This is a genomic window from Exiguobacterium sp. PHA03 (genome assembly GCF_041945985.1).
In the GTDB taxonomy this organism is placed as follows: Bacteria; Bacillota; Bacilli; order Exiguobacteriales; family Exiguobacteriaceae; genus Exiguobacterium_A.
Map to the genome: position 1 here is coordinate 148,368 of NZ_JAUTYQ010000001.1, position 16,959 is coordinate 165,326.

Genomic DNA, 16,959 nt, shown 5'->3' on the forward strand with positions numbered 1-16,959 from the left:
AAGGTGGATTCTTGACGGGTCGTTTTGTTTGATATGAATGGCAACGAAGTATTCGTGAAAGCTTCATAAGATTTACAAAAACAATAGAAAACGCTGGAAATGTAAGGTCTGTGAAGAATGGTTTAAGAGATGGTTAGAAGCATTGGAAAGCAAAGGAAATGTCGTTATGGTCTAGTTACAGCCAAGCCACAGACCGTTCGTTGGCTAGTATGACTAACTCGATGGAGGAATGACAAAATGAAACTTTGCACAATCGGACTAGGATATATTGGATTACCTTCTTCGGCGATGTTCGCGGATCACGGCACGGAGGTCGTCGGTGTCGACATCGATCCACACATCGTCAATCTTCTGAACACGGGAACGATTCATATTGAGGAACCAGGACTCGAGGATGTCATCAAACGAGTCGTCGCTAACGGAAAATTCCGAGCGACACTTACGCCAGAACGAGCAGATGTCTTTTTAATCGCCGTCCCGACGCCGAACTTGAACGATACGTATAAATCATGTGATTTAAAATACGTCGTGTCAGCCGTCAACAACATGTTGCCGTTCCTTGAAAAAGGAAACGTCGTCATCGTTGAATCGACGATCGCGCCACGCACTATGGACGATCATGTTCGTCCACTGATTGAAGAAGCCGGCTTTACGATCGGTGAAGACGTCTATGTCGTTCATTGCCCAGAGCGTGTGTTACCAGGGCAGATCTTACACGAGCTCGTTCATAACAACCGGATCGTTGGAGGATTGACACCGGCATGTGCAGAGGTAGGAGCAGCCGTCTATGAAACATTCGTTCAAGGAGAAATCGTTCGGACCGACGCGAAGACAGCCGAAATGTCGAAATTGATGGAAAATACGTTCCGTGATGTCAACATCGCACTGGCAAATGAATTGACGCAAGTATGTCACCAGCTTGAGATCAACGTCTTAGATGTCATCGAGATGGCAAACATGCACCCACGTGTGAACTTGCATCATCCAGGACCGGGTGTAGGTGGTCACTGTCTCGCAGTCGATCCGTACTTCATCGTCGCAAAAGTCCCATCACTTGCACGCATCATTCATACGGCACGACAAACGAACGTCCAAATGCCACAATTCGTCGCTGAACAAGCTGCTCGTCTCGTCGGTTCACGTGTTCGTCCAAAAATCGCTGTCTTCGGTGTGACGTATAAAGGAAATGTTGACGATATGCGCGAGAGCCCAGCTGTCGAAGTCATTGAACAATTGCTCGATCGTGGACTCGATGTCGCGGTCTGTGATCCACACGTCGAGCATTCCATCTCGACACGCTTTGAACTCGTTGATGAAATCGAAGCGATCCAAGACGCCGATCTAGCACTCGTCTTAGTCGACCACGATGAGTTCAAACAATTCGATTCACGTCGTTTCGCAAACTACATGCGGACACCGTTACTCTTCGATACAAAAGGAATTGTCCGTGAACTCGATGCGGTCAAGGTCCTCAACTTCGGTAACTTGCATACGCACAGCGTGACGGAAGTGGATGCAAAAGCAATATGAACGCGTTACGAACGATTGGAGGGGAGCTGAAAGATCATCTGTATCTGATCTTTCGGCTGTCACTCTATGAAACAAAAAGTCAGTATAGCATGCAGTATTTAGGTTGGTTTTGGGAGATCATGACGCCACTCCTCCAGATCGGGGTGTACTGGGTCGTCTTTGGTTTTGGAATCCGTGGTGGACATCCTGTCGACGGAATTCCATTCGTCTTTTGGCTCGTTAGTGGACTGATCGCATGGTTCTTCATCGGAAGTACGATTCCAAGTGGATCACGGTCGATCTACGGTCGGGTCGCGCTCGTCTCTAAAATGCATTTTCCGTTGAGTACGATTCCGGCATATGTCATTTTGGCTCAATTCTATCGACACCTTGCGATGATTGCCCTGACGATCGTTTTAGGAAGTGCATTTGGTTACTTCCCAGGATGGCATACGCTCGAGCTGTTTTATATCGTTCCAGCCGGCGTCATCTTTCTTTATGCCGTCTCGTTGTTATTGTCGGCTCTTGCTACGATGATCCGAGACGTCCAGAACATGGTGACATCCGCGATAAGGATGCTGATGTATTTAACGCCGATTATGTGGATTCCCCCAGAACATTCACTGTTTAAGATGCTATTGATGTTGAATCCACTCGTCTATTTGATTGAGGGGTACCGCTCCGCCTTGATCGGAACCGGTTACTTGATGGATCACATCTGGTATGGCGCTTATTTTTGGAGTGTGACACTCGGTATCCTGCTCGTCGGAGCAGCGGTCCATATTCGTTTCCGACGCTACTTCATTGATTATGTATAGGAGGAAAGACGATGAGTCACGTCGTGTTTGAGAACGTTTCAAAACGGTACATGCTCTATGAGCGTCCAATCGATAAATTAAAGGAAGTGCTCTTTGGAAAAGTGAGCGGAAAATCCTTTTATGCGCTCAAAAATGTCTCCTTCTCTGTTGAAGAGGGAGAAATCGTGGGTGTCGTAGGCATCAACGGTAGTGGGAAATCAACGTTATCCCATTTACTTGCTAACGTCACACCGCCTACGTATGGATGTGTCACGCTAGGAGGAAAATCAGCACTGATTGCCATCTCAAGTGGATTGAACAGTCAACTGACAGGTCGCGATAACATCGAGCTCAAAGGATTGATGATGGGACTGACCAAACGGCAAATCGAGGAGATCACACCGGAAATTCTCGAATTCGCGGATATCGGAGAGTTCATCGGTCAGCCAGTCAAAACCTATTCGAGTGGGATGCGGGCACGTCTCGGTTTTGCTATCTCGATCAATATCAATCCGGATATCTTGATCATCGATGAAGCCTTATCTGTCGGCGATCAAACATTTACGGAGAAGTGTCTCGATAAGATGCGCGAATTCCGGGATCAAGGAAAAACGATTTTTTTCGTCAGCCATTCTTTGAATCAAGTCAAAAGCTTTTGTACGAAGATCCTTTGGCTGGAATACGGTGAAGTGCGTTTATTTGGTCCAACGAATGAAACACTCGCGGAATACAATAAATATTTATATTGGTACAAACAGTTATCCAAAAAGCAAGCCACTCACTATGTTTCGAAAAAACGAACCGGTCGAATCGGTGACATTGAGCAACAGATGAGAGGCGAGACGATCGAACGATCGTCATGAAATGAGATAGGGGATGAAGTAGATGAAACGTGTCATGCTCGTATTCGGAACACGACCTGAGGCCATTAAGATGGCACCTGTCGTAAAAGCACTTGAAAACCGCCCAGACGTCGAACCGATTGTCGTCGTAACGGCGCAACACCGGGAAATGCTTGATCAGGTACTCGAATTGTTCCAGATCACTCCGGACCATGACTTGGATTTGATGCGTCCGCGTCAAACGTTAGAGGAGATGACGGCACGTATTCTGAATGCGATGCGTCGTGTCCTCGAAAAGGAACAGCCGGATCTCGTTCTTGTCCATGGGGATACGACGACGACGTTCGCTGCTTCGTTAGCGGCATTCTATCAACAGATTCCAGTCGGTCATGTCGAAGCAGGACTGCGGACATATGAAAAGTATGCACCGTTTCCGGAAGAGATGAATCGTCAATTGACAGGTGTGTTGGCGGATTATCATTTTGCTCCAACCGAACAAGCGGCGATGAATTTACGTGCTGAGAACAAACAGACACCAATCATCGTAACGGGTAATACGGTCATTGATGCACTTAAGACAACCGTTTCTGCTAGCTATACGCATCCTGTTCTGACACGACTTGAGAAGTCGGGGCGAAAACTCGTCTTGCTGACGGTTCATCGTCGTGAGAACCATTTACAACTGGCAATGATTTTTGAAGCGATTGAACAGTTGGCAAATGATCATCCGGAAATAGAAATCGTTTATCCAGTCCATCCGAATCCAGTCGTGCTAGAAGCAGCAGCTCGCCTAGAGCATCATCCACGGATTCAGTTGATTGAGCCGCTTGATGTCTTTGATTTCCACAACCTGGCAGCTCGTGCTTCCTTCATCCTGACAGATTCAGGCGGGATTCAAGAAGAAGCGCCTTCACTCGGTGTTCCCGTTCTTGTCTTACGGGAGACGACGGAACGACCTGAAGGCGTCGAAGCAGGAACCTTGAAACTGGTCGGTACGAATCCAGAGCATATCTATGCGATGAGCCATCAATTATTGACGGACGAAATCTTCTATCAATCGATGGCGCAAGCCGCGAATCCGTATGGCGATGGACAGGCAGCAGAACGAATCGTCGATGCGATCATGAGTGAGGTACCGGTATGAATAAGGAGCTGACCGTCGCGAGCTATCAGTTTTTTCCGTTCGGTACTCAGGAAAAGATTTTGCTCGAAGATGCAGCGCCGGGGGTGTGTTTTGATTTTCAGGATGCGATAGCGACTGACAAACTGTATCTGCAACTGTTCGATCAAGGCTTTCAACATCCGCCTTCAAAACTGTATCGAAAAGATGCTGAACTGATAGGTGACATCATTCAGGTAACGTGCCGTTTTGAAGTGGCGGAACCATGTCTCGTTCAAGTATTCAAGATGCAGTATGGGCAAAAGAAGCGGATGGTCTCTGAGACGGAGCATCTGACGTTGACGAATGAGACGATCGTCCAGTTCGAGATGGAGCGTGTGCCAGGAGCGGTTTATTTCAAAATGGCCTGGAAGTTTTTAAACGAAGGGAGCTTCCGGGTCCATCTCCGCGAACTCGCCATCGCGCAATACGTCAAGGCAGAGGAGGAAGCAACCTATGCTGTTTAGTTCGACGATTTTTTTATTTTTGTTCTTGCCGACAGTACTGCTCGTGTACTACGTGTTGCCTCGGACATTCCGTAACGGCTGGCTGTTAGTTGCCAGCCTGTTCTTTTATGCATTCGGAGAACCACGCTTTGCCTTACTGATGCTACTCAGCGTCACGATCAATTACTTCTTTGCCTTATTCGTTGATTTCTATCGGCAACGTGTCGGAGTGAAGTGGATCATGTTCAGCATGATCGTCGTCAACCTTGGATTGCTCGGTTGGTTTAAGTACAGCGGATTTTTCGTCCACTCCGTCAACGAATCGTTTGGTCTGAGTTGGTTCGTTCCAGAAGTCGTCTTACCGCTTGGAATTTCCTTTTATACATTCCATGCGATGAGTTACGTCATCGACATTTATAAAGGGAAGGAAGCGGTGCAAAAGAATCCACTCGACCTTGCCCTTTATATCGCGTTTTTCCCGCAACTCGTCGCGGGGCCAATTGTCCGCTACAACACGATTGCGAGTCAGATCGAATCTCGTCAAGAGACGGTATCTGATTTTGCACGGGGTGTTCGCCGCTTTACGATTGGTCTATCAAAAAAATTGATTCTTGCGAACGGATGTGGTCAGGTCGCAGACGCTGTTTTTAATATGAAAGACCTTTCGATGGGGCTAGCATGGATTGGAATCATCGCTTATGCCTTACAGATCTATTTTGATTTTTCGGGCTATAGCGATATGGCAATTGGTTTAGCATTGATGTTCGGATTTCATTTCTTGGAGAACTTCAACTACCCATATATTTCAAAATCCGTGTCAGAATTTTGGCGTCGATGGCATATTTCGCTCGGCTCTTGGTTCCGCGACTATGTTTATATTCCGTTAGGGGGAAACCGTGTATCGCCGTGGCGGCAGTATCGAAATCTGGCGATCGTCTGGATGTTGACGGGCCTTTGGCACGGTGCGAGTTGGACATTCGTCGCGTGGGGCGCATATTACGGAGTTTGGATCATGCTCGAGAAGGCATTTCTCGGGAGATGGCTCGAGCGTATGCCTGTCGTCTCGACAGTCTGGACGCTCATCCTCGTGCTCGTCGGTTGGGTCTTTTTCCGCTCAGAGACGTTTCCAGAAGCCGTTATGTATATTCAAGCAATGTTCGTACCGGATGTGCTATGGGATGAACGGGCGAGTTACCAACTCGTTCAGAACGGAGTCCTACTACTTGTCGCGTGTATCGCTGCGACACCGATTCCGAAGTATCTCGGAGAACGTGTCGTCGTCTCTCTCGGGAAGATCGGAACAACGATGCAGTATGGGTACGCCATGTTGATGTTGTTCCTTGCGACATCGGCACTCGTTGCGAGCACGTTTAATCCGTTCATCTATTTCCGGTTCTAAAAAGGAGGACTATCCATGGAGCAGCCATTGATGAAAACGCAACAGGAGACGAATCAAACACCTTCTTTCGAGCGAATCATGATGTGGGTGACGACTGTCAGTTTTATTCTCGTCTTACTGACGATCGGACTCGGAACGCTTGTCCGGGAAGACCGTGTCCGGTCCCAGCTGGAAAATCGTACACTTGCCCAGTCCGTTGAGCCCACCGTCGAGGGAATCGCGACAGGCAAGGATATGCTCAAAATGGAGACCTATTTCACGGATCAATTACTGTTGCGAGGAACGTTCGTCGAGATACAGGCGCTTTTATCAAAAGATGTCTTTCGACAGCCGTTTCGTAATGGCATTTATACGGCAAAAAACGATTATATGATTGAACCGAGTGCATCAGGAAACGTAAAAATTCCGCAAGCATTCAAACAATTCGTTGGAGAAGTCGATCGTCCGGTCTATATGGCGTTAGCACCGTCTAAAACCGTTATCGCAGAACGGGACAAACTAATTCCGTCTTATGTCGCTTCCAATGCAAACGAGCGCTATGAAAAAATGGTACGAGACTTTCAAGCGGCGGGGATGACCAATCTTTCTTTGCAAGGATTGAAGTTAAGTGACTACTTCAAGACAGATCATCACTGGAACATCGACGGTGCAACAGAAGCTTACCAAGTCATCACGAAAAGAATGGGACTGTCAACGACGTTACCTGAGACGAAGTGGCGGAAGGAAGATCAACACGCCTACTATGGATCATTAGCACGAAAAACGACGCTCTCCTATGCGGCGTCCGGTGACCGTCTAGATTATTATGCTCCTGCGTTCTTCAACGGTATCGATGTTTGTTATGAAGGGAAATGTGGACGTCCTGTCATTGATGAATCATTCGTCAAACAAGAAGGTGATTATGTCGATCGATATGAAGTATTTCTTCGCGGAAACCACGACATCATGTCAATGAAGTCAGCGGCGAATCGAAATCGCCCGACGATTTTGGTTTTAAAGGATTCGTTTGCAAATCCTGTGTTACCATTGCTTGCGAAAAGTGCCAACTTAGAAGTCGTGGATATTCGATACGTTCCAAAATCATTTGATGTTTCCCGATTTGCCAAACAAAAGCAGATCGATTCGGTGCTGTTTCTGCACAACTCGAACATTGCCGGTTTGATGAAGACGTACGAGGACAAATTGTGAAGGAGAACAGAGTATGAAATCACGCATCGATAAACGAAGACCTCCGATCCTCTGGCGCGTCATCAGTGCGCTTCTGCTCGTGATCGTCTTGATTGCTAGCGCTTCGACGGGACTGGCATTTTTAAAAATCCAACAGACGGCGCATTCCTTTTTACAACCGTTGGGTGGGGAAAAAGCAAAGCCACTCGCATCGATGAAGCCAGTCAATGTCCTCTTGATTGGCGTCGACGAGCGAAAGAATGATAAGGGACGGGCAGATGCCATCATGTTGCTCTCGTTTAACCCGAAAGCGAAGCAAGCGACTTCGTTGTCCATTCCACGCGACATGCAAGTTACGATACCGACAGGTGAGAAGACGAAAATCAATCATACGTATGCCTATGGTGGTGTGAAGGAGACGGTCGAGACGGTGGAACAAACGTTTGATGTCGATATCCCATATTACGCTAAGATCAATATGGATGGGTTGATTGAATTGGTTGATGCTGTTGGCGGTGTCACAGTGGATAATCCATCCGCCTTCAGCTGGAACGACCGTCGTTTACAAAAGGAGTATAAAAAAGGAAAGATTCATTTAACTGGTCTAGAAGCAAGTGGTTACGCACGTATGCGAAAACAAGATCCACTCGGCGATATGGGCAGACAGATTCGGCAACGTCAAGTTTTAGAAGCCGTCGGTGCTAAACTGGCTGGACCTCGTTTACTGACCAAGATGGAAGAAATCACGAATGTCATGAAGCATAATTTCGCGACGAACATCGGTTTTGACGTGGCGGCACAACTTGCTCAAGAAAATCAGCCGGGATTCAAACAGCTGAAACCATTAAAGCTAGATGGAGAAGGCTATATCGCAAACGATGGGGTATGGTACTTCTTTGCATCGGATGAATCCATGAGACAAACGAAAGCCAAGATTCATGCCATCCTCGCGTCTTCTTAAACCCGGTAAAAAGGACTGTCTACCACACGGACGGTTCTTTTTTTGTTGTTTTCCATCCAACCGAATCACTTTGGTTCAAAAGTCTTATTTTCTGTTCGAATCATCAAATAGGCTTTGACAGGACTTATAAACGGATGCAAAATGAAAACGATTACATAACAAAGGAGATGGCTATCGTATGAAACGCATAAGATCCGTTTGTATCGTTGCGCTAACGTTTGCACTAATATTTAGTGGACTGTCTTTATCCGGTCAAGCACTGGAAAAAGGAAAGTCTACATTGGTCATCATTCACTACAAGGAAGACCCGAATGCCACGAAGGATTGGAACTTGTGGTTATGGACAAATGGTCCGGATTATTTTCCGAATAAAGCACATGCCTTTAATGGTGAAGATGCTTACGGAAAAATCGCAGCCTATGAATTTCCAGTCGATCAGCCGGAAAAAGTCGGCTTCATCGTGCGAGATGATAACTGGAACAAGGATGGGGGATCTGAGAACGATCGTTTCATCACGAAAGATATGATTAAAAACGGAGTTGCTGAAATCTGGATCGAATCGGGAAGCAAGGATATCTCGACGGTCAATCCGACTAATGGAGCAGACGTCGAAAAAATCGACACGAATATCCACTATTATCGGTATGACAATGATTATGATAAATACGGCGTCTGGTCTTGGCCGGAAGCGCAAGATGGCAAACGATTCGAATTCGATCAGCAGGATGAGTTCGGTGCCATTGCCAAAGTAACGCTTGATAACCCAACGAAAGCACGTCTTGCAGGCGTCATTCCTCATCTTGAGGGCTGGTCGGAAAAAGACGGAGCCGATCGTTTCTTTTATGCAGGTGCGAAGGACATCTGGTTGATCGAAGGGGACCAGACAGTGTACTACAGCAAACCGGAAATTGATCGGACGCCAAAAATCACGAGCTTTTTGGCTGATGACTTCCGGACGATGACGCTTAAAACGAATACACCGATGATGGCAGAAGACTTAAAGGCATTTACGTTCGAAGGTGTGACGAATCCAGTCGTATCAGCGATCGATGCCAAGACGGCGAAAGTCGAAGTCGCTTCTGATATCGATTTAGCAAAAGTCGTCCGCGTGACGCATCCTGTTTTTGGAGAAGCAGTTCTTGAAGCAGGGAAGGTACTGCGTTCGAAAGCATTCGATCAAAAGTATGCCTATGGTGGTAAGCTCGGCGTCGACTATCAGAAATCGAAGACGACATTCAAGGTCTGGGCGCCGACAGCGCAAGCCGTTGAACTCGAGTTATATCGTTTACCGAAACAACAAGCAGCTACGACAAAAGATATCACGCGTGAAATCCAGATGAAACGGACGGATCGTGGTGTCTATCAAGTGACGGTCAAGGGTGATCTTGATGGTGTCGGTTACACATATGAAGTCAAACACGCAAAAGAATCGACGCGTGCCGTTGATCCGTATGCGACAGCGGTCGCTGTTAACGGAGACCAAGGTGTCGTCGTTGATTTACGCGAGACGGATCCAAAACGCTGGACGAATGGGAAAATGCCACTTCGTCACGCAACAGACGCGATCATTTATGAATCACATGTCCGTGATCTATCGATGTTTGATGTGACGAATTCAGGTTACGATTCAGGTATCAAACAAAAAGGAAAATATCTTGGTGTCATCGAGCCAGGTACACGTTTAACGAAGGATGGCAAAAAAACGAAGACAAAGACGGGACTCGATCACTTAAAGGAACTTGGTATCACGCATGTCCAGTTCATTCCTGTTTATGATTTCAATACAGCATCCGTCGATGAGACGAATCCGCTTAAATCATACAACTGGGGTTATGATCCGAAGAACTACAATGCACCAGAAGGATCGTATGCGACAAATCCATATGATCCAAAAGTCCGGATCACGGAAATGAAACAGATGATCCAAGGACTCCATGACAATGGTCTACGTGCCGTCATGGACGTCGTCTATAACCACATGTTTGACGCCAAAGCATCAAATCTTGATAAGATCGTACCGGGTTACTACTACCGCTATACAGAAGGCGGCGATTTAGCGAACGGTACAGGTGTCGGGAATGATACAGCCTCTGAACGTCAAATGATGCATAAACTAATCGTTGATTCTGTCTCGTACTGGGCAAAGGAATACCACTGGGATGGCTTCCGCTTCGACTTGATGGGCATTCACGACGTCAAGACGATGAACGCTGTCAAACAGGCGACGAAGCGAATTGATCCGTCGATTCTAGTGTTCGGAGAAGGGTGGAGCCTCGGAACTCCTCTTCCAGATTCAGAGAAAGCAAACCAAACGAACACAAAACAAATGCCGGGAATCGGACATTTCAATGACAACCTGCGTGATGCGCTCAAAGGTAGTGTCTTCGAAGACACGGATGCTGGATTCATCAACGGGAAAGCGGGTCTTGAGACACGTATCAAACGTGGTATCGTCGGCGAGATTGCTTACGATAAAGACATTCAAGGATTTACGCAAGAACCAGATCAAGCGATCACGTACGTTGAAGCACATGATAACCATACCCTCTGGGATAAGTTGAACCTGACGAATCCACAAGACAATGACGCAACGAAGACGAAGATGCACCGTCTAGCTTCAAGTATTTTGCTGACGTCACAAGGAACGACGTTCATCCATGCAGGTCAGGACTTCATGCGGACAAAAGGTGGCGATCATAACTCATATAAATCACCGGACTCTGTCAACCAGCTCGATTGGAAACGGAAGATGGATCGTCAACAAGACGTCGATTATATGACAGGATTAATCGAATTACGCAAGAAGAACCCTGCACTTCACTTAGCAACAGCGAAAGATATCCGTCGTTACTTGACGTTTGAAGCAGCACCGGCACAAGTCATTGCGTATCGACTAGATGACGACGCTCCACAACAGAAGAACGATTTATATGTCATTCACAATGCAAATCGAACAGTAGTTGACATGAAGCTACCGAAAGGGAAATGGAAGCTTCTCGTAGATGGTAAACAAGCAGGAACAAAAACGATCCGCACTGTTTCAGGTACGGTTCGTGTTGAGGGACTCAGCTCGTTCGTCTTAGCAAAATAATCAAACAAACGACAAAGGACGTTCCGCAAACTGCGGAACGTCCTTTCTTGGAGTAAGAGACATACGATTACGCATAGCGTTCATCGGTTTCTTCGCCTTCTTTGAGGTTACCTTCTTCTGATTTCGAGACGATGACGGCACATGCTGCGTCACCCGTGATATTGACGGCTGTACGCATCATATCCAGAAGACGATCGACACCGATGATCAAAGCGATCCCTTCGACGGGTAAATTGACCGACTGAAGAACCATCGTTAGCATGACGAGACCGACACCCGGAACACCAGCTGTTCCGACCGATGCGAGAACAGCTGTCAGAACGACCGTCGCAAGTTGCCCAGGTGTTAAATCAACCGCATAGACTTGCGCAATGAAAACAGTCGCAACTCCTTGCATGATTGCCGTCCCATCCATGTTGATCGTCGCACCGAGTGGCTGAACGAAACTAGAGACGGAGCGTGGAACCTTCAGCTCTTTTTGAGCCGTTTGCATAGCGACAGGAAGTGTTGCGTTCGACGAAGACGTCGAGAAAGCAAACAACATGACAGGTGCGAATTTTCTAAAGAAGAAGAACGGATTCATTTTCCCAAGAAGTGAGACAGTCGAGCCATATGTCAATACAGAATGAACGATCAAAGATAAAATGACGACACCCATATAAAGTCCCATCGCTTTTAAGGAATCAAAGCCTTGTGAACCGACTGCCGATGCAATCAAGGCGAACGCTCCGAGCGGCGCCATCTTCATGACGAGTGTGATCAAATATGTCATTAAATCGTTACCCTGTTCAATGAAAGTCCGTAACGTCGAGACCTTTTTACCGAGAAATGTGATCCCGAAACCGATAAAGACACTGAAGACGATGATCTGTAACATGTTGCCTTCCGCCATCGACGTGATCGGGTTCGTCGGGAACATACCGACGATCGTATTGATCAAACTCGTATCTGGTAGATTGCCGTTATCATATTCAAGATCTTGCGTTTCGAAGTTACCGAATGTACCCGGTTTAATCAATAATGATAAACCGAGAGCGATGACGATCGCGACAGCTGTCGTCGTCATGAAGTAAGTAATCGCTTTTCCACCGACACGACCCAGTTCTTTTGGATTACCGAGTCCCATGACACCAAGGGCGATTGAGAAGAAGACAATCGGTACGACAAGCATCTTAATCAAGTTCAGGAAGATTGTTCCGATTGGTTGTAAAGCATATTTATTCAATCCTTCATAAATCGACTTATCCGGTAAGCTAGCCAGAATGATTCCGAGAACTACGCCGAGAATCAAACCCCAGATGATGCGTTTTGCTTCTTTCATACGTGATGTCACACTCCTTTGTTTGATAATTGCCTATATTTTGACACATCATCACCCTTTTTGACAAAACATTTTAAAAAAATATAATAACGCTTACAAAAAAGTTTCTGAATTTTGATGCAGGAATGATCAGATTTTGTTGTCAAACGGATGCAAGCATGAGAGGATAGAAAAGAACAAAAAGGAACAGCGTAGGGTACAGAAAAGTCGCTTGAATCAACTGTTGACCAAATTGTATATTCCTACTATAATGTTGTATGACGTGTCTGACACGTTTCCTTTAGTCGGTAATATCGGAGGGAGGGAAAACTAGTGGAAACTCGTGTACGTAAAAATGAATCACTTGAAGACGCACTTCGTCGCTTCAAACGTGGTGTTTCAAAAGATGGTACGCTTGCAGAAGTTCGTAAACGTAAACACTACGAAAAGCCAAGTGTAAAACGTAAGCTTAAATCGGAGGCTGCGCGTAAGCGTAAGAAGTTCTAACGTTAGAGAGGGTGTATCCTCATGAGTCTTCAGGAGCGTTTGACAGCGGATATGAAAGATGCCATGCGTCTTCGTGAAAAAGATCGTCTTACGACGATTCGCATGGTGAAATCATCGCTGCAAAATGAAACGATCAAACTCGGTAAGCAAGAATTGACAGACGAGGAAGAATTAACGATTCTTTCACGTGAAATGAAGCAGCGCAACGACTCCCTCCGAGAATTCGAAAGCGCTGGTCGTCACGATCTCGTCGAGAAAATTCAAGCAGAGATTGTCGTGCTCGAAGCTTATATGCCAAAACAGCTTTCCGAGGAAGAAGTACAGGAAATCGTCGACGCAGCTATTGCGCAGACGGGTGCCTCTGCTCCTTCGGATATGGGGAAAGTAATGGGTGTCGTCATGCCGCAGCTTAAGGGCAAGGCAGACGGTGCCTTAATTAATCGACTCGTCAAACAACGTCTCGCTTAATACATGGAAAGGTGTCCCGAGGGACACCTTTTTTTGTCGTTCCTGTCACGTTTTTAAAGTTTCTTGATGAATTCAGAATAGTCATGAAACCTTTTTGTTTTGAAAGCGTATATAATTGTAGTAACGAATCAAAGTGCAAAAGAAGTAGCTTCTGACACGAATGAAAAGGGGTGAACGTACGCATGACGTTTAGCTTAGGGATGATTTTGACGGTCTTCATGATCGGGGTACTCATGTTACTGGTTGAAATATTCGTCACAGGGTTTGGAATCTTTGGCGTCCTTGGGATCGGTGCTGTCCTTGCTAGCTTGATTATGGCAGGTGCGACCGTCGGACAAGTCGGTTTAGCCGTTGGGCTTGCAGTTTTTCTGTCACTTGCGGCCGGGTTCTGGGCGTATCGCAGAATAAAATCAAATCAGTCATTGCTTTGGAGAGGTTTGATTTTGACGGATTCTACATCGTCTGAAAAGGGTTACCTTTCTCATCAAGACAAAGTACAACTGTTAGGACAAGAAGGAGTCAGTCTGACACCATTACGTCCGTCAGGAACGATTGAAATCGATGGGAACCGAATCGATGCCGTTACAGAAGGAACCTTCATTCAAGCGGGGGAAACGATCGTTGTAAAAGAAGTGACGCACGGACGCGTCATTGTTAGAGTCCAACATACGAAGGAGGAGTCCCACACATGACACCTGAATTATTGACCGTATTACTCATATCTGGAGGAATCTTAATTTTCCTCGCTATTTTCTTCACGCTCGTCCCGATTCCACTCTGGATTAGCTCGCTCGCAGCAGGCGTACGCGTATCAATCTTTACATTAGTCGGGATGCGTCTTCGTCGAGTAACACCATCAAAAATCGTCAATCCGTTGATCAAGGCAGTTAAAGCGGGATTGAACTTGAATACGAACCAACTGGAAAGTCATTTCCTTGCAGGGGGTAACGTTGACCGTGTCGTCAATGCCTTGATTGCAGCACACCGGGCGAATATCGAGCTGAGCTTCGAACGCGCAGCGGCGATTGATCTTGCTGGTCGTAATGTTTTAGAGGCTGTTCAAATGTCGGTTAACCCAAAAGTCATCGAAACACCGTTCATCGCCGGTGTCGCGATGAATGGGATTGAAGTGAAAGCGAAAGCCCGAATCACGGTACGTGCGAATATTGATCGTCTCGTCGGTGGTGCTGGGGAAGAAACGGTCATCGCGCGTGTTGGTGAGGGTGTCATCTCAACCATCGGTTCATGTAATGACCAAAAAGAAGTACTTGAGAATCCAGAAATGATTTCACGGACAGTCCTTGCAAAAGGACTCGATTCAGGAACGGCGTTTGAAATTCTCTCGATCGATATCGCGGACATTGATATTGGTAAGAACATCGGTGCGGTCCTTCAAACGGACCAAGCGGAAGCAGACAAGAACATTGCGCAAGCGAAGGCGGAAGAGCGTCGCGCAATGGCGATCGCAAGCGAACAAGAGATGAAATCACGTGTTGAAGAGATGCGAGCGAAGGTTGTCGCTGCTGAAGCGGAAGTACCACTTGCTATCGCAGAAGCGATGCGTGACGGAAATTTTGGCGTCATGGATTATGCGAACTACTTGAACGTGACAGCCGATACGAAAATGCGTCAAGCAATCGGTGGACAATCATCACCACATGACTCACAGTAAAGGGTGAGACGGTATGGATATCATATGGGTCGGATTGATGATCGCATTCGGTGTCATCTCCGTCATCTCAAAAGCAGCAGATAAAAAACCGAAGCAGACGAACCGGACACCTTCAAAAGAGTTCGGGGAGTATGTGAAGCAAATGGTCGAACAGGTGGATACGGTTCGACAAGAGACGACACCTCCACCTGTCGTTCGTAAAAAAGCACCTGCGAAGAAACAACCTGGGGTAACCCAAACGAAAGCACGACCAGTTCATGAACGAACGGAATTGCAACAACGTTTGGACCAACGTCAGAAACAACATTCGAAAAAAGGGGTGCCTTCTTCGAGTATTGGTGAAATCAAAGACAGCGTCGCAGACGGTGCTATTGGAACATCGAGTCGTTCGGCATCAGCAACGACGCTTTCGCAAGACGAAATGCGACGTGCGATCGTCTGGAGTGAGGTTCTCGGAGCGCCTGTCTCTAAACGAAAACGATGATGGTTGGACAGGAAGTCGATCCTACGAAACGTGTAGGATCGACTCTTTTTGTTTTCCAAAAGGTGGAAACGGGTTTTTCTTTCCATCTTTTCGGTGGAAGTGCTAAAGTGGAAGAGATTAGATATGAAGCGATGACAACTTGTTATCCATGACTAGGAGGCCATTCACAACGTGATATTCAACGAAAGAATCCCATTTGCATTTTCGAATTCAGAACAGATTCAAGCATTCGTCGGTCCGAATGACGCAGTCTTACGTACGATGGAAGCGGAACTTGAAGTCCAGCTTACACATCGAGGAGATGAGCTGTTGGCACAATCCGAACAGGAACAGTCTGTGATCTTGGCAGGACAAGTCGTTGGTGTCCTGAAGCAACTCGTCAATCGTGGAGCTGTTTTGACGGAGCGTGACGCAACGAGCGCCATTCAACTCGCACGTCAAGATCGGGTGGATGAACTACTGGAACTTTACGATACGGTCATCCATACGAATCATAAAGGAAAACCACTTCGTGCGAAAACGCTCGGTCAAGCACGTTACGTCCGTGGAATTGATCGCTGTGATTTGACATTTGGTATTGGACCAGCGGGGACCGGAAAAACATATCTCGCAGTCGTGATGGCTGCAAAAGCACTGAAGGAAGGACATGTCAAACGACTCGTCCTGACGCGTCCAGCAGTAGAAGCAGGAGAGAATCTTGGATTTCTTCCTGGTGATCTTAAAGAAAAAGTTGATCCATATCTACGTCCTCTATACGATGCGTTACACGACGTCCTTGGTGTCGAACATACGGCTCGACTACTTGAGCGTGGTGTCATCGAAATTGCGCCACTCGCTTATATGCGTGGGCGGACACTTGAACATGCATTTGTCATTCTAGATGAAGCGCAAAACACGACACGTGAACAAATGAAGATGTTCCTGACACGTCTTGGTTTTCATTCGAAGATGATCGTCACAGGCGATTTGACACAAGTTGATCTTCCGCGCGGAAAAACGTCTGGTCTACAAGAAGCATTGCATCTGCTCGGAAATGTCAAAGGCATTCATTTCGAACACTTCGGCTCAGCTGATGTCGTGCGTCACCCACTTGTCCGGAAAATCGTTGATGCTTACAGTCAGGAATTGACATAAGCCGTTACGGGAATAATGGAAAA

General features: G+C 46.7%; 15 protein-coding genes and 1 pseudogene. 15 read left to right on the top strand and 1 reads right to left on the bottom strand.

Translation table 11 applies throughout. The features are described from left to right. Positions 1-237 precede the first annotated feature (237 nt). From Q7C19_RS00770 to pulA, 9 genes and pseudogenes are all read left to right on the top strand, one after another. Positions 238-1,530: a nucleotide sugar dehydrogenase gene (locus Q7C19_RS00770; protein ID WP_375091421.1), complete on the top strand. Its 1,293-nt coding sequence runs from the start codon at positions 238-240 to the stop codon at positions 1,528-1,530. Further along, complete coding sequence (locus Q7C19_RS00775; RefSeq protein WP_035409242.1) at positions 1,527-2,327, top strand: ABC transporter permease; 801 nt, start codon at positions 1,527-1,529, stop codon at positions 2,325-2,327. Before Q7C19_RS00770 ends, Q7C19_RS00775 begins: the two co-directional genes overlap by 4 nt. Positions 2,328-2,338: 11 nt before the next feature. Continuing rightward, positions 2,339-3,079: pseudogene (tagH, locus tag Q7C19_RS00780) on the top strand (teichoic acids export ABC transporter ATP-binding subunit TagH); the annotation flags it as partial. 112 nt (positions 3,080-3,191) lie between these two features. Beyond that, a complete protein-coding gene (gene wecB / locus Q7C19_RS00785; protein ID WP_375091422.1) occupies positions 3,192-4,292 on the top strand; it encodes a non-hydrolyzing UDP-N-acetylglucosamine 2-epimerase in 1,101 nt (366 codons plus the stop codon). Then, the gene (locus Q7C19_RS00790; protein ID WP_035409236.1) at positions 4,289-4,774 is read left to right on the top strand and encodes a hypothetical protein; all 486 of its coding nucleotides are present in this window, start codon (positions 4,289-4,291) and stop codon (positions 4,772-4,774) included. Before wecB ends, Q7C19_RS00790 begins: the two co-directional genes overlap by 4 nt. Beyond that, positions 4,764-6,152, top strand: a complete 1,389-nt coding sequence (locus tag Q7C19_RS00795) for an MBOAT family O-acyltransferase (RefSeq protein ID WP_290748795.1) — start codon at positions 4,764-4,766, stop codon at positions 6,150-6,152. The genes Q7C19_RS00790 and Q7C19_RS00795 overlap by 11 nt, the downstream gene beginning before the upstream one ends. Positions 6,153-6,167: 15 nt before the next feature. Continuing rightward, the gene (locus Q7C19_RS00800; protein ID WP_035409231.1) at positions 6,168-7,340 is read left to right on the top strand and encodes a DHHW family protein; all 1,173 of its coding nucleotides are present in this window, start codon (positions 6,168-6,170) and stop codon (positions 7,338-7,340) included. A gap of 13 nt (positions 7,341-7,353) precedes the next feature. Beyond that, positions 7,354-8,280 carry an LCP family protein gene (locus tag Q7C19_RS00805; protein ID WP_375091423.1) on the top strand — a complete coding sequence of 309 codons (927 nt, stop codon included), beginning with the start codon at positions 7,354-7,356 and terminating at the stop codon, positions 8,278-8,280. Between the two features lie 178 nt (positions 8,281-8,458). After that, complete coding sequence (gene pulA / locus Q7C19_RS00810) at positions 8,459-11,371, top strand: type I pullulanase (RefSeq protein WP_375091424.1); 2,913 nt, start codon at positions 8,459-8,461, stop codon at positions 11,369-11,371. Positions 11,372-11,438: 67 nt separating this feature from the next. On the opposite strand, the gene Q7C19_RS00815 is transcribed toward pulA, so the two are convergent. Then, positions 11,439-12,692 carry a dicarboxylate/amino acid:cation symporter gene (locus tag Q7C19_RS00815; protein WP_329470289.1) on the bottom strand — a complete coding sequence of 418 codons (1,254 nt, stop codon included), beginning with the start codon at positions 12,690-12,692 and terminating at the stop codon, positions 11,439-11,441. Between the two features lie 312 nt (positions 12,693-13,004). On the opposite strand from Q7C19_RS00815, the gene rpsU reads away from it, so the two are divergent. The 6 genes from rpsU (at position 13,005) to Q7C19_RS00845 (ending at position 16,936) form a co-directional block, all read left to right on the top strand. Then, complete coding sequence (gene rpsU / locus Q7C19_RS00820) at positions 13,005-13,178, top strand: 30S ribosomal protein S21 (protein WP_012369719.1); 174 nt, start codon at positions 13,005-13,007, stop codon at positions 13,176-13,178. 21 nt (positions 13,179-13,199) lie between these two features. Continuing rightward, entirely contained in the window at positions 13,200-13,646 is a 447-nt protein-coding gene (locus Q7C19_RS00825) for a GatB/YqeY domain-containing protein (protein WP_035409225.1), read from the top strand. Between the two features lie 182 nt (positions 13,647-13,828). Then, entirely contained in the window at positions 13,829-14,338 is a 510-nt protein-coding gene (locus Q7C19_RS00830; protein WP_035409223.1) for an NfeD family protein, read from the top strand. After that, positions 14,335-15,318, top strand: a complete 984-nt coding sequence (gene floA / locus Q7C19_RS00835; protein ID WP_035409222.1) for a flotillin-like protein FloA — start codon at positions 14,335-14,337, stop codon at positions 15,316-15,318. Before Q7C19_RS00830 ends, floA begins: the two co-directional genes overlap by 4 nt. 13 nt (positions 15,319-15,331) lie before the next feature. After that, positions 15,332-15,802, top strand: a complete 471-nt coding sequence (locus Q7C19_RS00840; protein ID WP_035409220.1) for a hypothetical protein — start codon at positions 15,332-15,334, stop codon at positions 15,800-15,802. A gap of 171 nt (positions 15,803-15,973) precedes the next feature. After that, a complete protein-coding gene (locus Q7C19_RS00845) occupies positions 15,974-16,936 on the top strand; it encodes a PhoH family protein (protein WP_052019074.1) in 963 nt (320 codons plus the stop codon). Positions 16,937-16,959 lie beyond the last annotated feature (23 nt).